Origin of the sequence: Pseudomonas sp. PDM10, from assembly GCF_014852295.1 — a bacterium.
Lineage (GTDB): Bacteria > Pseudomonadota > Gammaproteobacteria > Pseudomonadales > Pseudomonadaceae > Aquipseudomonas.
Map to the genome: position 1 here is coordinate 273,433 of NZ_JACVBJ010000006.1, position 22,570 is coordinate 296,002.

Here is a 22,570-nt window from a genome sequence, read left to right on the forward strand (position 1 = left end):
CTCCCTTAGCGGTTTGCATCAGAAGCGCCAGATCACGTCGATAAACGCGCGGTGCATGTACGAGTCGACGCCTTTGCCATACGCATCGCCGGGCTTGAACACACCGCCACGCAACCGCACCAGGGCCGAAGGCTCATCGATCGACTGGCTCAAGGAGGCGGGCAGCAGGCCTTGCTTGAAGTACTTGGTGACGACCACGTCCATTTCCTGACCGAGGTCTTTGTTGCCATCTTCCAGCGGCAGGGACGTGCTGGACAGAATTGCGCCGGTCGCGTCGTCGGTGTTGTTCTCGACGGCGTTGATGCCGTTGCTGCCGACAGGCTTGTTGCCGTCTACGCGCCAGAATTTGTGGTAGATCACGCTGGCGTCGTATTCGTCGTTGAGCATCCACGAACCGAACAGGGTGGCGGACTGCATGTTTTGCATTTCGCCACGGAAGGCTTCGCCGAAACGGTGAACCCGCGAGCGAGTACCGGTGTAGTTCGAGCGGTTGCTTTCCAGGCCGTTCTGTTCGTATTCGGCGCTGGCACGGGCATAGGCTGCACCGACTTGCCATTGCGGATCGAGGCGCAGACGCACGCCCAGGTCAGTGGCCCAGCCATCTACATTGCCACTGGTTTTGGCTTGTGCTGGAGCGGTGCCATCGGCGTTGAGCGGGTTGACCTTGTCGCGGTCGCCGCTCATACCGGTCACGCTTCCCCAGTAGTTGACGGTGTTGGTGTTGCGCCAGTTGTAGGCATCGCTGTCGGCGGTAAGGCCGAGCCAGCTGATGTCGCCATTCTGTTTCTTGTCCAGGGAATCGGCGGGAACACCCGGCTGCGCGTAGTCGAGCTTGCCGTCATCGTGGGTGTGATGACCGCGAATGCCGACCCAGTTGCCCGGGGTCCACTGGTACGCCGCATCGGCGAAAGCGTGCAGGCGATCCTTGTCCTTGGGCGCGAGTTCTGTGAGGTCGGTGCGGTACTCGCTGAAGCGTTCGGCAACACCGGCGTTGGCGCGCAACAGGGTGGTGTCGAAGGTCCAGTTCAGGGCTTCGATGTTGGTGTCGCGCCATTGGCCATCGTCATTGTGCAGGCGCTGGCGACCGAGCTTGAGCATCTCGCCGGGGTACGGCGTCAGGCCTCTGTAGCCGACCCAGAACTCACGCATCGCCAGGTAGTTTTTCTTGCTTTTGCGATCACCGTTGTCGGTGGCCTGTGTGCCGTCGCTGTCGGACTGTTGCAAGGTGTCCGTCTCGATGATGTCGGTGGACGTCACCGCCTGACCCATGGCGTAGGCGCTCCACGCGCCGCTCTCGCCGTAGACCCATGGACGCAGGTCGAGGCCGACGCCGTTGACGTCGCCGCCGCTCGCCGTACCGAGGTCAGTGTCGTCTTCGGACTGGGCGGTGACTTTCACGTCAAGGCCGTAGTTCTTGCTTTCAGTCAGGGCCGCCAGGGTCGGGCACGACCACAGCAGGGCGAATGACAGGCCAATACCAGCCTTAACGAATGGATTCAACTTCATAGGGATTCCTCGCCGTCTTCTTCTTCCAGGGCATGCAGTTCCAGCGTGTTCTGACTCAAGGCACCACGAACGGCCTGTTCTTGTTTCAACAGGCGTTGGGCCTCGGCGAGCTGGGCAGGCGGCAGTTGGGTTTCGAGTGTTTGCGCAAGCTCGGTGGCTTGCGGGGTGTTCTGGACCTTGGCCAATTGGCTGAAGACATAAGCGTTAAGTGGGTCGGGCCGGGTGCCCTTGCCTTGGGAGAACAGTTGGGCAATGGCGAAGTCGGCGCTGTTCTGGCCGTTACGCGCAGCCTTGAGCAGGTGATCCAGCGCTTTCTGCGGATAGACTTTGCCCAGGTAACCGCGACGGTAGATCTGGCCGAGGTAGTAATCGGCGGCCACTTCTCTGTCGACGGCTTTCTTGAAGTGTTCTTCGGCGACCTTCGCGTCGGCCGGCACCATTTTGCCTTCGTAGTAGAGCTTGCCCAGCAGCAGTTCCGCGCGCGGCTGGTCGGCGGCGCGGCCGTTGTCCAGGTACTTCATCATCGTGTCGACGTCACCCAGTTCCGGGAAGTCGTAGAGCAGTTGCGCCAGGCTGACCCAGGAAGCGGGGTAGCCGGGTGCGATGCCTTCGAGCAGCGACTGGGCGGTTTTCTCGTCGGTCGTGCCCAGGGATGCATCGCCCAGTACGCGAGCCACGCTGTCCACCCGCTGGGCGGAAACCGCACCGCGAGCCTGAGCGGCTTGCATTTGCTTGATCAGCTCGGCCTGTTTCTCTGGCTGGGCTTTTTTCTGATAGACCGTGGCCAGTTCGACGTAGCAGATGTCGGTGGTGTTCAACGCGGCTTTGCAGATCGATTCCACTTCGTCCAGGTGCTGGTCGTAAGTGCCCTGGGTGCGATAGAGCAGCACTTGGGCCAGGCCCGCTTCCGGCTTGCCTTCGGCGCGCCATTGGCTGATCTGCTGTTGAGCATTGACGTTCGGGAAACTGTGCGGGTATTGCAGGTACAGCATCGCCAGCGGGATCAGGGTGTTGCCTTCACCATTGGCCGAGGCTTTTTTCAACAGGCCTTCGGCTTCGTGCTGTTCGGCTTCGGTGGAGCCGGGTTTGGCCACCAGCAGACGACCCAGGCGAGCCTGAGCTCGCGGCGAGACGCTGGCCGCGGCGCGATAAGTCGCCTCGGCTTTCTTGATCTGCGCCGGGTCATGGCTGTCGACCTGGATATCGGCGAGGCCAACCTGTGCTTCGCTGTAGCCCAGGTCTGCCAGTTGCTGGTAATTCTGCGCCGCCAGCGTGGTATCACCGCGCTTGAGGGCTTCGTTGGCCAGACGCTGGTCGGGCAGGCCGGCGCATCCGGCCAGGGCAATTGCCATGGCCAGAGTCAGCGGAACTGGCAGGATTCTGAGTGGGCTAGTCACGGGCATGTCCTCTTGTTTTTAACGACCGGCGGCCATGGCTTTGTCGATCAGCCAGTTCAGGTTCGGACCACGGGTGGCGTTGACTTCAACCGGGCGACCGGCGAATTTGCTGTCCAGCGGCTCGTCAGGCTTGATCATCACGCGGATGTCGGACGACAGGTCGGCGCTTTTCAGGCTGGTGCTGCTGACGATCGTGCCGGAGCGGGTTTTGTCTTCGCCGGCGATCTGGAAGCTGACCGAGCTGCCTGGCAACACGTCGGCGAACTGGCGATAGGAGAAGCGCGCTTCAACGTTGGCTTCGCTGTTACGCGGCACCAGTTGGAAGATCACGTCACCTTTGCTGGCGTACTGACCGTTGGCGACCATTTGCTGCGCTACGGTGCAATCGCACGGCGACGTCAGGGTGCCGGTCATTTGCTTGCCGAACAGTTCTTCAACCTTGGCTGGTTGCAATTGATTGTCGTCAAGATGGCCCTTGAGCACATCGAGCATGCTGGTGCTGAAGGTCGCGAGCGGCGCGCCCTTGGCGGCAACGCCGTCGGGCTTGATCAGGCTCTGCACCGTGCCATCGCGCGGCATGGTGATGTTCATGCCCGCCACGCTGACCAGACCGGCCTGGGCGTGGCTGATGAAGTACATGCCGTACACCGACTTGAAGATGAAGCCGAATGCCGTCAGACCGATGAGGAAGATCGCCAAGCTGAAGGTCACTGCACGCAGACGACCGAACGGGGTCATGCCGTGGCCGCCATCCTTGGTCTTGCGCGCCTTGGTGAAGTTGTCGCGTTGCAGGGTGGCCAGCACTTCACCCATGGTGACGATGTCGCCGGCCAGGTGAGAAGTGATCAGGTGGCGCAGGGTGGAAATGTCCTGGGATTCGAGGTTCTGGAACTGGCAACCGGTACGGCCGGTTTCGCGGTCGTGGGAGCGCACCAGTAACTCGACGTCCATGGCCAGGCCGAGGTTATCGATGACGAACTGCAGGCGAGCCTTGTACACGTCACCGATCTTCAGGGGCAGCTGACCGGCGTTGAAAGCCAGGCCGCCAGCGGAGAGGTCGATGACCCGAGCTTCGACCGGGGTCCGGTCAGGACCGAAGAAACGCAGCTTGGCCGGAATTTTTACTCGGGCGTGTTGGCGCTGGGCTTCTGATTCATGCACTACGTTGGCGTTGACGGCGGTATTCATATGGGCGATTTCCTAGTTAATTCAGGCGAGTTCGGTCAGACCATCATCAACAGCACAGCAACAAAAATGCTGCCGGCGGAGAAGGTCATGGTCCGAGACGACCAAGTGTTGAACCAACCTTGAAAGCTGGCGAGATCACGGGTCAGGGAAGTGGGCTGGCGACTCCAGGACTGTCGGTCGAGGCGGAAGAACACGTAGATCTTCACCAGCGCGCCGACGATCTGGTTGTAATAGAGAATCACCGGGTAGGCCGGGCCGATCGTGTGACCGGACAAAGACAGCAGCACGGTCAGGATCAGGCGGGTAATGCCGATCCACAGCAGGTAAACCAGGATGAACGCGATGCCGTACTTGAAGCTGGCGATGAGCGCGACGGTCAGGCCCAGCAGTGACGTCCACATCGACACACGCTGGTCGAACAGCACCACCGAGGTGAACAGACCGAGACGTTTCATCCCCAGGCCCAAGGCGCGGGAGTTCTGCCGCAGGTTGTTGCCGTACCAGCGGAACATCAGTTTGCGGCTGGCCTTGATGAAGCTTTTTTCCGGCGGGTGTTCCACGGTATGAATGGCGGCGTCCGGCACATAAAACGTGTCGTAGCCCATGCGCATCAAGCTGAACCAGCTCGACTTGTCATCACCGGTGAGGAACTTGAAGCGACCCAGGCGCCAGTGTTGCAGCGAGTCGCTTTCCACGTCGGCGATGAATTCCGGGTTGGTCACCACAGTGGCGCGGAATACCGACATCCGCCCGGTCATGGTCAGCACGCGCTTGGACAGGGCCATCGAGCACATGTTGATGTGGCGCTGGGCGAATCGCAGTTTGTGCCATTCGCTCATGATGTAGCCGCCGCGCACTTCGCAGAACTCGTTGGTAGTCAGGCCGCCGACATTGCCGAACAGCTGGAACCACGGCACGGTCTTGAGCACGACGCCTTCGGCGAGCACGGTGTCGCCATCGATCACTGCAACCACTGCGCGGTCGTCCGGCAGGTGGCGGGAGATGGCGCGGAAACCGTAGGCCAGGCCATCACGCTTGCCGGTGCCGGGAATGCGCACGAAGTCGAGCTTGACGCGAGCCGGTGGGTTCATTTTGACCCAAAGGCTTTTCACCAGCTTCTCATCGGACATTTCCACGATGGAGCAGACCATGGTGGTTGGCAGTCCGCAGTCGATCGCTTCGCGAATTACCGAGGCGTAGACCTGGGCGGTGGTCAGCGCGTCGATACGAAAACTGGTGACCATCAGAAACACATGGGACGGGTCTGCCGCTTTACCCAGCTTGCGCACTTTGCGCCGCAGGTGCGGGTAGACCACGTACAGAAACAGCATGCCGCGCAAAAAGTGCGTGGCACCCATCGAGTAGCGCCAGATACCGACGATACCGATCAGGAAGATGAAGTCCTTCGACTCGGAGTCGAACGTGGACGCAGGCAACGCCATGGCGATGCCCATCAAAATACTTAAGTAAAACAGCCAACCGGCGGCCTGAAGTAGGCCGTGCTTTAGCCTGTGCATAATCTGCATCCGTCTCTATCTCGGGCGAGCCTGTGGGGTGGCCCGATGGGGTTAAGGCAGGCTTACGAAAACTGGCGACATCCGGTCTGGATGACGCCAGAAATCCTGTAGGAGCTGGCGAAGCCTGCGATCTTTTGATCTTTCGCTTGAAACTCAAGTGGACCTGGAAAGATCGCAGCCTCGTTTCACTCGACAGCTCCTACGACCGCATTACCAGCAGATGCCTTCGGTCCGGCCACTTACGCTGGTGGCCTGGGACATGAAGCCGACCAGGTCGATCACTTGCTTGCCGTGTGGAGCGTTCTGCGCCAGGGCGCGGAATTTCTCGTCACGGTTGCCAAGGATGATCACGTCGGAGTTGTTGATCACGTCGTCGAAATCGGAGTTGAGCAAGGACGAGACGTGAGGGATCTTCGACTCGATGTAATCCTTGTTCGCACCGTGGACACGGGCGTATTCGACGTTGGTGTCGTAGATGCTCAGTTCGTAACCCTTGCCGATCAGCATTTCCGCCAGATCAACCAGCGGGCTTTCGCGCAGGTCGTCAGTACCGGCCTTGAAGCTCAGGCCCAGCAGGGCGACTTTGCGTTTGCCGTGGCTGGAGACAATGTCGAAAGCGTTCTGCACCTGGGACTCGTTACTGCGCATCAGCGAGTTGAGCAGTGGTGCTTCCACGTCCAGGGAGCCGGCACGGTAGGTCAGGGCGCGAACGTCCTTCGGCAGGCAGGAACCGCCGAATGCGAAACCAGGGCGCATGTAGTACTGGGACAGGTTCAGCGTCTTGTCCTGGCAAACCACTTCCATCACTTCGCGACCATCGACGCCGACAGCCTTGGCGATGTTGCCGATCTCGTTGGCGAAGGTCACCTTGGTGGCGTGCCACACGTTGCAGGTGTACTTGATCATCTCGGCCACTGCGATGTCCTTGCGGATGATCGGAGCGTCGAGTTCTTCGTACAGCGATTGCAGAACGTCACCCGAAGCCTTGTCGAACTCGCCGATGACGGTCATTGGCGGCAGGTCGTAGTCGGCGATCGCGGTGCTTTCACGCAGGAACTCAGGGTTCACTGCAACGCCGAAGTCGACGCCGGCTTTCTTGCCAGAGCAGTCTTCGAGGATCGGGATCACTACGTTTGCCACAGTGCCTGGCAGTACGGTGCTGCGAACCACGATGGTGTGACGGGTGGTCTTGTCACGCAGGACAAAACCGATCTCGCGGCACACAGCTTCGATGTAGTTCAGTTCCAGGTCGCCGTTCTTCTTGCTCGGCGTGCCGACGCAGATCATCGACAGGTCGGTGTCGCGAATCGCCTCGGCGAAGTTGGTCGTGCCGCGCAATTTGCCCGTCTCGATACCCTTCTGCAGAAGCTCGCCCAGACCCGGTTCAACGATCGGCGATTTACCGGCGTTGATCATATCGATTTTGTCTTTGGCAACATCGACGCCAACGACGTCATGGCCCCGTGCAGACAGGCAACCGGCACATACTGCGCCGACGTAACCCAAACCAAATATGCTGATGCGCATCGCAATTACCTCTGTGTTTATCAAGCCATTACATGGCCGGAGTTAATGGTGTTCAGCGGTCGAAGTGCACTCGGAAGTGCGCCTTAAAGGCGTCACAATGCCGCGTGCAGGCATATAAGTTCCGAGTGTCTAAATAAGTGCACTCAAGATGTGCGCAACTAGGCTTTTATTGTTATGGCGTGCCCTGTTATGCAGCAGGTCTTCTAATCAGAAGACATTCGTGCAAAGGTCTTGCGCGCTCAATGCCAGGCCAGAAGCCCGTAAATCAAGCGGTTGGGTGCTCAGGTGAGCACGTTTATAGGGGCGCAGCCTTGGCCTTGTAGGGGATATTTCTGATGTTTATCTCCTGTCCTTCATGTGTTGCCCAAATCAGGGATCAGTAAGCAGAAGTTAATGTGACAACTTTGCTATGTGAATCTCTTCTCTGCGTAAGTCATCTCGTACAAGCTCAGAGAGAATGGTTACCGGTGGTATGAGCGACGCATTTGGACATAGTTCCTGTCCGCCCATCGTGAATTCTGAAATTTCTTGAAATATTGAAAAAGATGGCACTGCTTTCATATTGATAGCAACACCTGTTTGGCCCTTGATACATAGGGTTATTGTCGGATTAGATAGTTATGTGCCACTACCGATAAAAAATTTCAGTGCCACTACTGAAAAATTTCAACAAAGTCGAGTGAAACTAAAGTTAGAAAATCAGGCGATGGATTTTTGACGTCAGTAAGGTGACGAATGAGGCGGGGAATTGTTGGACGATTGGACGTGGCGCACGACCCGTAATGAGGCGTGCGCCAGCCGGGTGTTTACTCGGGGGCGTGATCGCGCAGGAACACCAGATTGTCCGGTTTCGACTGCTCGGCGCTGTAGCGATAACCTTGTGCATCGAACTGCTTGAGGGCTTGCGGGTCGTTGATGCGCTCTTCAATGACGAAGCGACTCATCATGCCGCGGGCTTTTTTCGCGTAGAAGCTGATGATCTTGTACTGGCCGTTCTTCAGGTCCTTGAATTCGGTATTGATGATGCGCGCGTTCAGGGCGTTGCGTTTGACTGCCGAGAAGTACTCGTTGGAGGCCAGGTTCAGCAGCACGTCATCGCCTTGATCGGCCAGGGCTTCATTCAACCATTCGCTGATCCGTGTGCCCCAGAAGGCATACAAGTCCTTGCCACGGGCATTCGCCAGTTTGGTGCCCATCTCCAGTCGATATGGCTGCATCAGGTCCAGTGGGCGCAGCAGGCCGTATAGGCCGGACAACATGCGCAAGTGCTGCTGGGCGTAATCGAAATCGGCCTCGCTGAAGGTTTGAGCATTCAACCCGGTGTAGACGTCGCCCTTGAAGGCGAGCAGCGCCTGCTTGGCGTTTTGCGGAGTGAACGCGGGCGTCCAGCTGCCGAAACGCGCGGCGTTGAGCCCGCCGATCTTGTCGGAGACGTGCATCAACTCGCTGATCTGCGCAGGGGCCAGCTCGCGCAATTGCAGGATCAGCTCCTGGGAATGGTCAAGGTATTGTGGCTGGGTGAAGCGCTGGGTCGCCGGCGGTGTTTCGTAATCGAGGGTCTTGGCGGGGGAAATCACCATCAGCATGAAGTCGTCTCCTTTAATCGTGGGGGCGATTCTAGGGGGTTGTCCTTGTTGACTCCAGCTATCAAGTCCATAGGTGATCGGCGGTGGAGCGCGGTTTGATCGTTCCCACGCTCCGCGTGGGAATGCCTCCCCGGACGCTCCGCGTCCGCTTCGGCGGTGACGCGGAGCGTCACTGGCTGCATTCCCACCAGAGCGTGGGAACGATCATGTCGGTCGGATCAGCTATAGTGCCGCGCGGGTTTTGTTATGGAGACATCCCATTGCGTATCGTTTTTCTATTCTCGGCCTGGCTGTTGAGCTTTGGTGCCATGGCGGCGTCGGGCGATGTGGCGACGCTTGATCGCAGCACCTGGCCTGAACAGCTCAACAGCCCGACCCTGTTTGATGTGGCGTCACGGGCCGAGATCCTCATGTTTTCTCGCGTCCTGTTGGCCAGCGAATCCCTGGATGAAGTGAGCCTGGCCCAGCGCCTGGGGTTGCGTACGGTCAATCTGGAATCGATCAACAATCTGCGCCAGCGCATGTGGCAGAGGCTGCTGACCAACTACAACTACGCCCAGCAGAGCTGCGATCAGGATGCTTCCTTCTGTTTCCTGGTCGAGGACATGGACACCCTGCGCCAGCAAGCCGCGAAGTTTCAGGTCAGCGATGAGAGTTACTACATAAAGTGGGCCGAGCCGAGCCGACTGTTCCATGCCCAGTACCTGGACGAGCAATTGCGCAAGGCAGCGCTGTTTCCGCAAACCAGCAGCGAAGTCGATCGTTTTGGCGACTATGAGCGCAACGGCGATCAAATGCATGACCGGCTGTTTTTGCTGACCTTCGACAGCGCCGCCAATACCGCGCCGGATAACACCGCCTGGGCCACGGAATACCTGCGCAAGTCGAACATGAGTGGCACGTTCTTCGTCCTCGGCAAGGACATCCAGGCCCGTCTGGCCGATCGTTCGGTCGTCAGCCTGCAAGCGACGTACTCCAAGCAGTGCATTGGCGTGCAAGGTTGGGAATTTCGCTCACACAGCCACTGGCAGGACTGGCAGGATTCGGTGCGACGCAGCGCCGAACTGGTCAAAAACAAACTGCCCGAGAACTACGTGCCGTTGTTTCGGCCGCCCGACGGTCAGCGTCGGTCCGATGCTGAAGGATTCTTCAAATCTCAGGGTTTGCAGGTGGCGCTGTGGGATATCGATGCCCAGGACGGCGCGGGCAAGCTGAAAGCCAATCAGAGCGCGCAACGGGTGTTGAGCCTGATGTTGTTGTGGCGCCACGGGGTGATCAACTTCAACGTGAAGCAGGATGCGCTGAAAACGGCGATGCCCTGGCTCATCACGCAAACGGCGCAAAGCGGTATCGGCTGGGAAGACTGTCAGGACGCGTTTCGCTGAAAACGACGAAAGGCCGTAAACATTGGGGGAGGGGTGGTTTTGGACGAGAATTCGGTGCAGGCGGACTTCCGACTTTAACGGGGTGATGGCAATCCGCCTAGTGCTATTGGTCACTCTGAAAAATAAACTTCAAAAAAACGTCAAAGTACTTTTTTCTGTCACAGGTTTTGGAGTATTACGAAGACAGACCGCCGAAACCTGCAGACAGGTGGCGTCTTCCAAGACCCAATTTGTGTGCAGTTCACTTGACTCCTCGCAGGTGAATTCGGTGGTCACTTCGAGGCGCAGCACTGTAATGGTATTGCGTCGACTGGCTCCCACAAAGGTGACCGAGTATGGATGATCACGGACGTAATTCTTCCTCCAACCAGCCAATCCTTTATGTACTCGATACCAACGTATTGATTCACGATCCAAACGCCCTGCTTAACTTCGAAGAACACCACGTCGCCATCCCGATGACCGTGCTTGAAGAGCTCGACAAGCTCAAGAGCGGGCATCACAGCGTGGCTGCGGAATGCCGTCAGGCGATTCGTCTGATCGACAAGACCCTGGGCGATGCCAGTCCTGAAGACGTCGAGCTCGGCGTCCCGATCCAGCGTGGCAAAAGCGGACCGAAGGGTTTGCTGTCAATTCTGATGAGCAAGCGTGCAGAACCGAACCTCATTCTGCCCGAGCACCTGAACGACAACATCATCATCAACCAGTTGATCGACCTGCACGCACGCGAACCAAAGCTGCCCGTGGTGCTGGTCACCAAAGACATCAACATGCGCCTCAAGGCCCGGGCTTGCGGGATCGCGGCCGAGGACTACAGCACCGACCAACTGGTCGACGACGTGTCGCTGCTGCCCAACGGTTATCACAACATGACCGGCTCCTTCTGGGACCGCGTGAGGAATGTCGATACCCGTCAGGACCATGGCCGCACCTGGCACCAGGTGCAGCTGATCGACAACCTGCCGGCAGTACACGTCAACGAGTTCATCATCGATGAACAGGGCTTTGTCGGCTGGATCAAGGAGATTGAGGAAGACAAGCTGCTGATTCTCGACCTGCATCAGGAACCCCTGTTGCACCAGGAAGCCTGGGGCCTGAAACCACGTGACATCTATCAAAGCCTGGCGCTGTACGCCTTGCTCGACCCGGATATCCACCTGGTCAACCTGACTGGGGCAGCAGGTTCCGGTAAAACCATCCTCGCACTGGCGGCGGCGATCGAGCAGACGATGGTCAGCAAACGTTATCGCCGGATCATCGCGACCCGTAGCGTGCAGGGCCTGGACCAGGAGATCGGCTTCCTGCCCGGTACTGAAGCGGAAAAAATGGAGCCTTGGCTGGGCGCCATCACCGACAACCTCGAAGCCTTGCACATGGATGACGAAAACACCCATGGCAGTGTCGATTACATCCTCAGCAAAGTGCCGTTGCAGTTCAAATCCCTCAACTACATTCGAGGCCGCAGCTTCCAGCAGAGTCTGATCCTGATCGATGAATGCCAGAACCTAACGCCGCACCAGATGAAAACCATCATCACCCGTGCCGGCGCCGGTTCCAAAGTGGTGTGCCTGGGTAACCTGGCGCAGATCGACACCCCTTACCTGTCCGCGACCAGTTCCGGGCTGACGTACCTGACAGAGCGCTTCAAGGATTTCCCCAACGGTGTGCACATCACCCTGCAAGGGGTGCCGCGTTCGATTCTGGCCGAATACGCCGAATCGCATTTGTAACAACCCCCACCCAAACCGGGCGGCCTAAAAGCCGCCCGGTTTTTTATGCCCGCACAAATCCCTTGTGGGAGCGGGCTTGCTCGCGAAAGCGAAGTGTCAGCCACATCAATATTGACTGAAACGACGCCTTCGCGAGCAAGCCCGCTCCCACAAGGGGTTGTGTTGATCCGATAATCAAACGTGCGGAATTTTGACCCACAGGTTTACAATCGGGGCTTCTGATCAGGAGTATCCCTGTGCTGACTCATCTCGATTCCCAAGGTCGCGCCCATATGGTCGACGTCACTGAAAAAGCCGTGACGTTCCGTGAAGCAACGGCCCAAGCGCTTGTGCGCATGCTGCCCGAAACCCTGCAGATGATCGTCAGCGGCGGTCACCCCAAGGGTGATGTGTTCGCCGTGGCGCGTATCGCCGGCATTCAGGCGGCGAAGAAAACCAGCGATCTGATCCCTCTGTGCCATCCGCTGCTGCTCACCGGCGTCAAGGTCGAGCTCAGTGCCGAAGGCGATGACACCGTGCGCATTGTCGCGCGCTGCAAGTTGTCCGGGCAGACCGGCGTAGAGATGGAAGCCCTGACCGCCGCCAGCGTCGCGGCGCTGACTATCTACGACATGTGCAAAGCCGTGGATCGCGGCATGACCATTGAAAGCGTGCGCCTGCTTGAGAAGCTCGGCGGCAAGAGCGGCCATTTCCAGGCGGATCAGCCATGAACGTCACCGTGAAGTTTTTTGCCCGTTACCGTGAGGCGCTCGGCGTGGACTCGGTGAAGGTTGAAGGTGATTTCGCCACGGTCGACGATGTGCGTGCGCTGCTGGCCCAGCGTGACGGTGCCGAAGTGTTGAGCGAGCAAAACTTGATGTGCGCCCGCAACGAAGACCTGTGCCAGCTCGATGAGCCGGTAAGCGATGGCGATGAAGTGGCATTTTTCCCGACCGTGACCGGAGGCTGAGCCATGGCGATTCGCGTGCAATCCACGGCGTTCGATCCGGGTGCTGAAGTCAATGCCATGCACGCCGCCAATGTGGGCGTTGGTGCGGTGGTGAGTTTTGTCGGCTATGTTCGCGACTTCAATGACGGACTCGACGTCGCCGGGATGTTCCTTGAACACTACCCGGGCATGACCGAAAAAGCCCTCGCCAAGATATCCACAGAGGCCGAGCAGCGCTGGCCGCTGCTCAAGCTTGAAGTGCTGCATCGCATCGGCGCCCTGGAACCGGGTGAGCCGATTGTCTTTGTCGGCGCCGCCAGCGCCCACCGCCAGGCCGCGTTCGACGCCTGCGCCTTTGTCATGGACTACCTGAAAACCCGTGCTCCGTTCTGGAAGAAAGAAAACACCCCTGACGGGTCGCGTTGGGTTGAAGGGCGGGACAGCGATCATGCGGCGGCGGATCGCTGGAAGCAGTAAACAGCCAGTCAGTTCTTCATTGACTGTCCGTCCGCCTTCGCGAGCAAGCCCGCTCCCACAGGGAATCTATGTCGTACACAGAATTTGTGTACATGAAGATCAAATGTGGGAGCGGGCTTGCTCGCGAAGAGGCCAGTAGCACCACTTACTTCCCCCCTCTGATTCCCTCCCGACCATCGGCGACCACATCGTCAAGAACCCCGATTGACGATCAATACATAAAAGTCCAGTATGGATTTATAAGTACAAAAAAGCGCTTCCCCCGTTTCTGCTCTTTCTTCTGTCTTGCCAAACCAACAACAACCCGCGAGAGAACGAATATGAAGAAATTCCCCCTCATCACCGGTCTGGCTCTGAGCCTGTTGGCGTGCAGTTCCCTGTTCGCCGCCGATAAAACCCTGCGCATTGGCATCGAAGCGGCTTATCCACCGTTCGCGTCCAAAACCGATAAAGGTGAGATTGTCGGGTTCGACTACGACATCGGCAATGCCCTGTGCGCGCAGATGAAGGTCAAGTGCGTCTGGGTCGAAGGTGAGTTCGACGGTCTGATTCCTTCCCTTAAAGTGAAGAAAATCGACATGGCGCTGTCGTCCATGACCATCAACGAAGACCGTAAGAAGTCGGTGGATTTCACCCACAAGTACTACTTCACCTCATCGCGACTGGTGATGAAGGACGGCGCGGTCGTGGATGATCAGTACGCCAGCCTCAAGGGCAAGACGGTCGGCGTGCAGCGCGCAACCACCACTGACCGTTACGCCACTGAGGTTTTTGAACCGAAAGGTATCAACGTCAAGCGCTACGGCAACAACGAAGAGATCTACATGGATCTGGCGGCGGGTCGCCTCGACGCCATTTTTGCCGACACCATCCCGCTGAATGACTTCCTGACGATGCCGCGTGGCAAGGGTTATGCCTTTGTCGGGCCGGAGCTCAAGGATCCGAAATACGTGGGCGAGGGCGCCGGGATTGCGGTGCGCAAGGGCAACACCGAGTTGGTCTCCGAGCTGAACACGGCCATCGACGGTATTCGCGCCAGCGGCGAGTACCAGAAGATTTCAGAGAAGTACTTCAAGTCTGATATCTACGGCGACTGATCAACCGCATCGCCAGCAGGCTGGCTCCCACAGTTGAATGCATTCCAATGGGCCAGCCTGTGAATGCATTCCAAAGTGGGAGCCAGCCTGCTGGCGATACGGTCGCGGAATCATGCAAATCTCTGGAAATAACCCGAAGTTAATCCCTTCTTAACCGGCTCGTCGTCTATTCCCCGATACCCCGCTGCGCGCGCCGGACTCTCAAAGGTCAGGGCCAGCGTGTAGACTTCTGGGCAATCGATATTTAGAAGGGAAACGCAATGAGCGAGGAAACGATGCGGTTGGGCCGTGAACGGCGCTATCTGGTGTTGCTGGGCATCATCTGCCTGGCGCTGATCGGTGGCGCGCTGTACATGCAAATTGTTCTGGGTGAAGCGCCATGCCCGCTGTGCATCCTGCAACGTTATGCGTTGCTGCTGATCGCGCTCTTCGCGTTCATCGGTGCGGCCATGCGCACCCGCCGCAGCATCACGGTATTTGAAACCCTGGTGGTGATCTGCGCCCTGGCAGGCGTCGGGGTGGCCGGGCATCACGTCTATACCCAGTTCTATCCGGCGGTCAGCTGCGGCATCGATGTACTGCAACCGATTGTCGACGGTTTGCCACTGGCGAAGATCTTCCCGCTGGGCTTCCAGGTCGACGGCTTTTGCTCCACGCCGTATCCGCCGATTCTCGGTCTGTCGCTTGCACAGTGGGCGCTGCTAGCCTTTGTGCTGGTCGTGGTGCTGGTGCCGCTGCTCACGTTGCGTAACCGTAAAGCGCTGCGCTGAAGTCCTCCGGCGCATCGCTGCCACACAAAAAACGCCCCGGCCCTCGTTGAGGGGGCCGGGGCGTTTTGCATTTCAGGGCACGGGTGAAATGACCTTGATGCGCGACAAGTCTGGGTGCGGCACGTGTGCGACATGTTGTCACAGCGGGAGTGTCGCAAGGCATTTCAGCGCGCCGAATTGGTACATGACTACGCAACAAAATCGGCCTGGTTCAGTGTCCGGCAACTTCAGTCTCAAAAATCCCGAACAGGCAGTTTTAACAGGTCCTGGCGAATTGGCGAAGCCCTTGTCACATGGGGGCTTTGGCAGGGTCGAAGGAGGGTGCAAAGCCTTCGATACTGTCTGAACTGCCTAAGGTAGACCTACAATTTTTGGTGTTTTTGTTGAGAATGAATTTCGATACCATGGCGCACTTTTACAAATACCGTTAATGATTGTTGCTGGAATGGATAAAAATTATTTCGGGATGAGACATGGTTTATAAAACGTTACATATCTACAATCGCCCGCACTGAATTCCCGGCACTGCTCATCCCTGAGCAGGAATAGGGCGTCGAGAGGCTCTTTGGCTTCATGCGACTCCCAGGTGTCGGTGCCTTCCAACTATCCGCACCAAATGGAATTGGTCTGTAACAAGGCCTTTGACCACGAATTCGAATAAGAACTCAACGCTGGCCCAGGATTTGTCGAACAGCGTCTGACGCGCGACGGGCAGCCACTTATTCAATCCAAGAAAAATGCCAACCCTTGGCAGGGTGAAGTGTTGGCGATCAAAACCCAACTGCATTGCGCAAGCTGCTTTAGAGGTCGTGAGATGAGTAAAAACAGGTACCCCAGACTACTAGGCTTATTGCCGCTGATCGGCACGTTGCTGCTGTCAGGCTGCAACATGACCTTGCTCGATCCCAAGGGCCAGGTCGGCCTGGACGAGCGAAACCTGATCATCACCGCAACGCTGCTGATGCTGTTGGTCGTGGTTCCGGTCATCATCATGACCTTCCTGTTCGCCTGGAAATACCGCGCGTCCAACACCGACGCCGTCTACACGCCGAAATGGTCGCACTCCACCAAGATCGAAATCGCGGTGTGGGCTGTTCCAGTGCTGATCATCATTGCCCTGGGTTATGTCACCTACAAGTCGACCCACGCGCTGGATCCTTACAAGCCGCTGGAATCCGACGTCAAGCCGATCACCATTGAAGTCGTCGCGCTGGACTGGAAGTGGATGTTCATCTATCCGGAGCAAGGCATCGCCACCGTCAACAAGATCGTGTTCCCGGCGCACACGCCGATCAACTTCAAGATCACTTCCGACTCCGTGATGAACTCGTTCTTCATCCCGGCCCTGGGCGGCCAGATCTACGCGATGGCCGGCATGCAGACCAAACTGCACCTGATCGCCAACCAGAACGCTGAAATGGACGGTATCTCCGCCAACTACAGCGGCGCTGGTTTCACCGGCATGAAATTCAAAGCTATCGCCACCTCTCAGGAAGATTTCGACGCCTGGGTCAGCGAAGTCAAAAAGGCACCTAAACAGCTTGAAAAAGCTGAATACGAAGCCCTTTCCAAGCCAAGCCAGAACAACCCAGTCGAGCTCTACTCCTCGGTCACGCCGAACCTGTTCCAGATCATCGTCGACAAGTACGAAGGTATGAATCCGGGCAAGCCGATGCACCACGAGAAGAAAGAGCACGAAATGGCCGCCATGGAAGGGATGGACATGAGTTCGCATTCAGCTGCCGGGGCAGAGGAGTAAACGATGTTTGGTAAATTAAGTTGGGAAGCGGTCCCGTTCCACGAACCGATCGTGATGATAACCATCGCCATGATCGCGATCGGTGGTCTGGCGCTGTTCGCTGCAATCACCTATTTCAAGAAGTGGACCTACCTGTGGTCCGAGTGGCTGACCTCGGTCGACCACAAGAAAATCGGCGTGATGTACATCGTCGTTGCCATGGTCATGCTGCTGCGTGGCTTTGCCGACGCCATCATGATGCGTACCCAGTTGGCCATGGCCACCGAGGGTTCGCCTGGCTACCTGCCGCCTGAACACTATGACCAGATCTTCACCGCTCACGGTGTGATCATGATCATCTTCATGGCGATGCCATTCTTCACCGGCCTGATGAACCTTGCAGTGCCGCTGCAGATCGGCGCACGTGACGTTGCCTTCCCGTTCCTGAACTCCCTGAGCTTCTGGCTGCTGGTGTCGGGCGTGGTGCTGATCAACCTGTCCCTGGGCGTCGGCGAATTCGCCAAGACCGGTTGGGTTGCCTATCCGCCGCTGTCGGGCCTGCAATACAGCCCGGGCGTGGGGATGGATTACTACATCTGGGCGCTACAGCTATCCGGTCTGGGTACGACGCTGACGGGGGTCAACTTCCTGGCCACCGTGCTGAAAATGCGTACCCCGGGCATGAAGCTGATGGACATGCCGATCTTCACCTGGACCTGCACCTGGGCCAACGTCCTGATCGTGGCTTCGTTCCCGATCCTGACCGCTACCCTGGCACTGCTGACGCTTGACCGTTACATGGATTTCCACATTTTCACCAATGAACTTGGTGGCAATCCGATGATGTACGTCAACCTGTTCTGGGCCTGGGGTCACCCCGAGGTTTACATCCTGATTCTGCCGGCGTTCGGGATCTTCTCTGAAGTCATCTCGACCTTCACCGGCAAGCGTCTGTTCGGCCACCACTCGATGGTCTACGCATCGGGCGCGATCTCGATCCTGGGCTTCATGGTCTGGCTGCACCACTTCTTCACCATGGGTTCGGGTGCCAGCGTCAACGCCTTCTTCGGTCTGGCGACGATGCTGATTTCGATCCCGACGGGGGTGAAGCTATTCAACTGGCTGTTCACCATCTACCAAGGGCGTCTGCGTTTCACCAGCCAGGTTCTGTGGACCCTGGGCTTCATGGTGACTTTCGCCATCGGCGGCATGACCGGCGTACTGCTGGCCATCCCGGGTGCGGACTTCGTCCTGCACAACAGCCTGTTCGTGATCGCTCACTTCCACAACGTGATCATCGGCGGCGCGGTATTCGGCTACATCGCAGGCTTTGGCTTCTACTTCCCTAAAGCGTTCGGCTTCAAGCTGCACGAAGGTTGGGGCAAGGCAGCGTTCTGGTTCTGGATCTCGGGCTTCTTCGTCGCGTTCATGCCGCTCTATGCACTGGGCTTCATGGGCATGACCCGTCGTCTGAACGCCACCACCAACCCTGAGTGGGTACCGTACCTGTACGTTGCCATGTTCGGTGCGGTGATGATCGCTGCGGGTATCGCCTGCCAGCTGATCCAGCTCTACGTGAGTATCCGTGACCGCAAGCTGCCGCAGAACATGTGCGAGCACGGCGACCCGTGGAATGCCCACACTCTGGAATGGTCGACCTCCTCGCCACCACCGTTCTACAACTTTGCCGTACTGCCAAAAGCAGAAGGCATCGACCCGTTCACCGAAGCCAAGGAAAACGGCACCGCGTACAAGGCTCCGGCCAAGTACGAGCCGATCCACATGCCAAACAACACCGCCACCGGTGTGGTCATGGGTGCTCTGTTGACTGTGTTCGGTTTCGCGATGATCTGGCACATCTGGTGGTTGGCCATCGTTGGCCTGGTTGGCACCGTGGGCTACTTCGTGATCCACGCTGCCCGCGATGATCAGGGCTATATGGTGCCGGTCGACGTGATCGAGCGCATCGAAGCCGAGCAGCACAAGCGTCTGGTAGCGGCCGGGAAAGTTCCAGCCACCGCCACCCGTGTTGAAACCTCGTTGGAACAGGCTTAAACCATGTCGAACTTAGTGACCACTGCTGGACACGCCCATGGCACGGACCATGGGCACGACGACCATCACCACGACTCGGGCGAGATGACCGTATTCGGTTTCTGGCTCTACCTGATGACCGACTGCATTCTGTTTGCGTCGATCTTCGCGGCGTACGCGGTACTGGTTAACAACGTAGCGGGTGGCCCGTCGGGCCACGACATCTTCGAACTGCCGTACGTACTGGGCGAAACCGCTCTGCTGCTGTTCAGTTCGATCACCTACGGCTTCGCCATGCTGGCGTTGTTCAAGGGCAAGAAGAGCCAGGTACTGGGCTGGCTGGGCATGACCTTCCTGTTCGGCGCCGGCTTCATCGGCATGGAGATCAACGAGTTCCACATGCTGATCTCCGAGGGCTTCGGTCCTAACCGCAGCGGCTTCCTGTCCGGGTTCTTCACCCTGGTCGGCACCCACGGTCTGCACGTGACCAGCGGTCTGATCTGGATGGCGATCATGATGTACCAGGTGCAGAAAAACGGCCTGACGGCGACCAACAAGACCCGTCTGAGCTGCCTGAGCCTGTTCTGGCACTTCCTGGACGTGGTGTGGATCTGCGTATTCACCGTTGTTTATCTGATGGGGACTATGTAAATGGCTAACGCTCATTCCCACGATAGCCACGACGCCAGCCACGGCAGCGTCAAGTCTTACGCTATCGGTTTCATCCTGTCGGTGATCCTGACCGTCATTCCTTTCGGCCTGGTGATGTACCCATCGCTGCCGAAAGCCCTGACCCTGTGGATCGTACTGGCCTTCGCAGTGATCCAGGTGCTGGTGCACCTGGTGTACTTCCTCCACCTGGACCGCTCCGCTGCCCAGCGTAACAACGTGATCGCGTTTGTCTTCGCTGCACTGGTCATTGTCCTGTTGGTAGGCCTGTCGCTGTGGATCATGTTCAGCATCCACAACAACATGATGGCGCACTGAGGAAAGTCCGGATGTCCTTTAAGCACTTTATCCAAATCACCAAACCGGGGATCATTTTCGGTAACGTGCTTTCTGTGGCAGGCGGATTTTTCCTGGCCTCGAAAGGGCATGTCGATCTGGCCATTTTCCTGGCCGCCATGATCGGCACGTCGCTGGTGGTGGCTTCCGGTTGCGTGTTCAACAACTGCATCGACCGCGACATCGACCTTAAGATGGAACGCACCAAAAACCGGGCGCTGGTCCAGGGCCTGATCTCCCTGAAACTGGCCCTGGTGTTTGCGACCGTCCTGGGTGTTTTTGGCGTTGCACTGTTGTACAAAGTGGCCAACCCGTTGGCCGCGTTGTTCGCGGTGATCGGCTTTGTCATCTACGTCGGCTTCTACAGCCTGTACCTCAAGCGCAAGTCGGTTCACGGCACGCTGGTGGGCAGTCTGTCGGGCGCCATGCCGCCGGTGATTGGCTACGTCGCTGTGACGAACAGCTTCGACATGGCCGCACTGACGTTGCTGGTGATGTTCAGCCTGTGGCAGATGCCGCATTCCTACGCCATCGCAATCTTCCGCTTCAACGATTACCTGGCTGCATCGATTCCGGTGTTGCCGGTGAAGCGCGGGATTGAAGTGGCGAAGAAGCACATCCTGCTCTACATCCTGGCGTTCCTCGTGGCGACCTTGATGCTGACCTTCAGCGGCTACGCCGGCATGAGCTACCTCGCCGTCGCCGCGGCCATGGGCATGTACTGGTTGTACATGGCCTGGACCGGTTACAAGGCAGTGGATGACACGGTCTGGGCACGCAAGCTGTTCGTGTTCTCGATCTTCACCATTACCGCGTTGAGCGTGATGATGTCGCTGGACTTTAAAGTGCCGAGTGAGCTGTTGCTGACGTACGCGCCTTAAGGTTTAGAGCTGCAAAGAAAAGCCCCGCCTTCGAGAGAAGCGCGGGGCTTTTTATTGGGTGTGCTCTGGTGGACCGAGTTGCCCCATTCGCGAGCAGGCTCGCTCCCACATTGGATCTGCGTTGCCGCCATTTATGAGTACGACGCTGAACCCCTGTGGGAGCGAGCCTGCTCGCGAAGGCCGCACCGCGGTTTATTCGAAAGAAAACTCAGCTACCGAGCCACCGGAAAAACCGCTCACGCACCTGGCTGTTATCGCTATGCGCCACGTTGAAACGCAGGAAGTGGCTAGCGTCCGGCGCTTTGCTGAATCCAAGGGACATCAATTTGATCCAAACTGATTTTCATAGGCCAGCCCCGGAATCGCGATCTTTGGGCTAATCTGTCAAAAAAAATGGATCCAATTTTTGATCGAGGGGGGAGAGATGACTGAACACATGACCTGTGATGAACGATTCATCGCGCTGGCAAAAGAGGTCGGTTACGACATCTACGGTGAGAATACGGCCGGCGGGCATTACGCGCTGTTGGTGCGGCATCACGATCAGCTTTACATCAGCGGTCTGGTGCCGCGGATGAATGGTGAAATTCAGTATCCGGGCAGGGTAGGCCTGGATCTGACGCTGACAGATGCACAGAACGCTGCCCGCATCAGTGCGTTGCGCGGTCTGGCATTGATTGTTGATTCCATCGGTTCGCTGGACAAAATCAAGTCGCTATTGCGCGTCACGGTATACATAAAGTCCACCGCGGATTTTGTCGATTTGAGCGAAGTGGCCAACGGTGCGTCGGACGTTTTCAGTCATGTACTGGGCGATGCCGGTAAACATACACGAACTACGATCGGCGTTTATCAACTGCCCAAAGACGCAGCCATTGAAGTTGACATGATCGTGGCGATACGGCCATCAACGCTCTAACGATGAACCAGGAGGTAATAGAAAGGCCCGCGCTGAATCTCAGTGCGGGCCTTTCAGTCATCGATGGCGTGTATTACTGCGCGGCGATGCTGTAGCCATCGAACGCGGTTTGCTGCTGAAGCGCGGTGATGATGTTCTTGCGGTTAACCGCTTGTTCGGCCCCGGCATTGTCCAGGAAGGTCTCGCTTTCCAGCTCCGCTTCTTCACCTTCGCCGACGAAGGTGAAGCCCAGGAACTCCAGCGCTTCACGGTCAACGTTCAGTCGCGAACGCGGGGTGCGCAGCGGCAACGTCACGCTGATGCCGTCTTTGCTGATGGTGAACACTTCGACATCTTTCTTGGCGCGAGCCGCTTTGCTTTTGCCACTGCTTGGGTTGCTGATGGCCTGGTGGGTCTGGTTCAGCACTTTCAGTGCGAGGCCATAGACCAACTCCTGAAATGCCGGGTCGTCCTTGAAGCTGGAGAGAATCCGGCTGATCGGGAATTTGCTGCTCAAGTCTTCCAGGGCTGCAATGTCGGCAGCCTCGGCGTCCTTGAGCTGCTTGAGTTCGCCCATCAATTCGTAGGCTTTATCGTCGTCGAAGCTGTCGTGAGCCTGGCGAATCGCGGCGCGCAGCTCGCGAATCTGGTCGCTTTCCCGGGTGGACTGGAAAGCGTCCAAGACCATCTCGCTGATGGTCTTGGCCTGGGGCACGTGCTGTGAAAGATTGATGGAGTTTTCGTATTCCGCTTTGGACGACAAGGTGACTACGGATTCAGCGGTATTGGAATCGGACATTGAAATTTCACTACTTCTTTTAACTTGGGTGGAGGCGAGAAAGCTCTGGGCCTTTTCAGGCCGCCTAATCTATTGGACCGAGGCGGCGTTGTCACGGATGAACAGGC

The 22,570-nt window shown here is 57.7% G+C and carries 20 protein-coding genes; 13 read left to right on the plus strand and 7 right to left on the minus strand.

Translation table 11 applies throughout. The features are described 5' to 3' along the window. Positions 1-18: 18 nt before the first annotated feature. From IB252_RS21690 to yaaA, 6 genes are all read right to left on the minus strand, one after another. Positions 19-1,506 carry an alginate export family protein gene (locus tag IB252_RS21690; protein ID WP_111450330.1) on the minus strand — a complete coding sequence of 496 codons (1,488 nt, stop codon included), beginning with the start codon at positions 1,504-1,506 and terminating at the stop codon, positions 19-21. After that, the gene (algK, locus tag IB252_RS21695; protein ID WP_111450329.1) at positions 1,503-2,909 is read right to left on the minus strand and encodes an alginate biosynthesis TPR repeat lipoprotein AlgK; all 1,407 of its coding nucleotides are present in this window, start codon (positions 2,907-2,909) and stop codon (positions 1,503-1,505) included. Before algK ends, IB252_RS21690 begins: the two co-directional genes overlap by 4 nt. A gap of 12 nt (positions 2,910-2,921) precedes the next feature. Next, on the minus strand, positions 2,922-4,091 hold the full coding sequence (locus tag IB252_RS21700; RefSeq protein WP_192410207.1) for an alginate biosynthesis protein Alg44: 1,170 nt from the start codon (positions 4,089-4,091) through the stop codon (positions 2,922-2,924). A 35-nt stretch (positions 4,092-4,126) separates the two neighbouring features. Next, the gene (alg8, locus tag IB252_RS21705) at positions 4,127-5,608 is read right to left on the minus strand and encodes a mannuronan synthase (protein WP_371922175.1); all 1,482 of its coding nucleotides are present in this window, start codon (positions 5,606-5,608) and stop codon (positions 4,127-4,129) included. A 210-nt stretch (positions 5,609-5,818) separates the two neighbouring features. After that, positions 5,819-7,135: a nucleotide sugar dehydrogenase gene (locus IB252_RS21710; RefSeq protein WP_111450326.1), complete on the minus strand. Its 1,317-nt coding sequence runs from the start codon at positions 7,133-7,135 to the stop codon at positions 5,819-5,821. Positions 7,136-7,941: 806 nt separating this feature from the next. Next, on the minus strand, positions 7,942-8,721 hold the full coding sequence (gene yaaA, locus IB252_RS21715; RefSeq protein WP_192410208.1) for a peroxide stress protein YaaA: 780 nt from the start codon (positions 8,719-8,721) through the stop codon (positions 7,942-7,944). A 260-nt stretch (positions 8,722-8,981) separates the two neighbouring features. On the opposite strand from yaaA, the gene IB252_RS21720 reads away from it, so the two are divergent. The 13 genes from IB252_RS21720 to IB252_RS21780 all read left to right on the plus strand — a co-directional run bounded on the left by IB252_RS21720 (position 8,982) and on the right by IB252_RS21780 (position 21,685). Next, positions 8,982-10,106: a polysaccharide deacetylase family protein gene (locus IB252_RS21720; protein WP_192410209.1), complete on the plus strand. Its 1,125-nt coding sequence runs from the start codon at positions 8,982-8,984 to the stop codon at positions 10,104-10,106. Positions 10,107-10,441: 335 nt separating this feature from the next. Further along, the gene (locus tag IB252_RS21725; RefSeq protein WP_111450322.1) at positions 10,442-11,836 is read left to right on the plus strand and encodes a PhoH family protein; all 1,395 of its coding nucleotides are present in this window, start codon (positions 10,442-10,444) and stop codon (positions 11,834-11,836) included. A 236-nt stretch (positions 11,837-12,072) separates the two neighbouring features. After that, entirely contained in the window at positions 12,073-12,546 is a 474-nt protein-coding gene (moaC, locus tag IB252_RS21730) for a cyclic pyranopterin monophosphate synthase MoaC (RefSeq protein WP_095132959.1), read from the plus strand. Continuing rightward, positions 12,543-12,785, plus strand: a complete 243-nt coding sequence (gene moaD / locus IB252_RS21735; RefSeq protein ID WP_008010586.1) for a molybdopterin converting factor subunit 1 — start codon at positions 12,543-12,545, stop codon at positions 12,783-12,785. Before moaC ends, moaD begins: the two co-directional genes overlap by 4 nt. A gap of 3 nt (positions 12,786-12,788) precedes the next feature. After that, positions 12,789-13,241 (plus strand): molybdopterin synthase catalytic subunit MoaE, encoded by a 453-nt coding sequence (moaE, locus tag IB252_RS21740; protein ID WP_111450321.1) that lies wholly within the window; start codon positions 12,789-12,791, stop codon positions 13,239-13,241. A gap of 320 nt (positions 13,242-13,561) precedes the next feature. Continuing rightward, the gene (locus tag IB252_RS21745; RefSeq protein ID WP_123365366.1) at positions 13,562-14,338 is read left to right on the plus strand and encodes an ABC transporter substrate-binding protein; all 777 of its coding nucleotides are present in this window, start codon (positions 13,562-13,564) and stop codon (positions 14,336-14,338) included. A 260-nt stretch (positions 14,339-14,598) separates the two neighbouring features. After that, entirely contained in the window at positions 14,599-15,108 is a 510-nt protein-coding gene (locus IB252_RS21750) for a disulfide bond formation protein B (RefSeq protein WP_111450319.1), read from the plus strand. An 814-nt stretch (positions 15,109-15,922) separates the two neighbouring features. Further along, a complete protein-coding gene (gene cyoA / locus IB252_RS21755) occupies positions 15,923-16,867 on the plus strand; it encodes a ubiquinol oxidase subunit II (RefSeq protein WP_111450318.1) in 945 nt (314 codons plus the stop codon). A gap of 3 nt (positions 16,868-16,870) precedes the next feature. Beyond that, entirely contained in the window at positions 16,871-18,901 is a 2,031-nt protein-coding gene (gene cyoB / locus IB252_RS21760) for a cytochrome o ubiquinol oxidase subunit I (RefSeq protein WP_111450317.1), read from the plus strand. A gap of 3 nt (positions 18,902-18,904) precedes the next feature. Beyond that, positions 18,905-19,531 (plus strand): cytochrome o ubiquinol oxidase subunit III, encoded by a 627-nt coding sequence (locus IB252_RS21765; protein WP_111450316.1) that lies wholly within the window; start codon positions 18,905-18,907, stop codon positions 19,529-19,531. Then, positions 19,532-19,867, plus strand: coding sequence for a cytochrome o ubiquinol oxidase subunit IV (gene cyoD, locus IB252_RS21770; protein ID WP_046045955.1), 336 nt, complete (start codon positions 19,532-19,534; stop codon positions 19,865-19,867). It abuts the gene before it with no gap. An 11-nt stretch (positions 19,868-19,878) separates the two neighbouring features. Further along, positions 19,879-20,766, plus strand: coding sequence for a heme o synthase (cyoE, locus tag IB252_RS21775; RefSeq protein ID WP_192410210.1), 888 nt, complete (start codon positions 19,879-19,881; stop codon positions 20,764-20,766). Between the two features lie 424 nt (positions 20,767-21,190). Next, positions 21,191-21,685, plus strand: coding sequence for a RidA family protein (locus IB252_RS21780; RefSeq protein WP_192410211.1), 495 nt, complete (start codon positions 21,191-21,193; stop codon positions 21,683-21,685). A 73-nt stretch (positions 21,686-21,758) separates the two neighbouring features. Here IB252_RS21780 and IB252_RS21785 read toward each other — a convergent pair whose 3' ends face one another. Next, the gene (locus IB252_RS21785) at positions 21,759-22,463 is read right to left on the minus strand and encodes a hypothetical protein (protein ID WP_076028557.1); all 705 of its coding nucleotides are present in this window, start codon (positions 22,461-22,463) and stop codon (positions 21,759-21,761) included. Positions 22,464-22,570 lie beyond the last annotated feature (107 nt).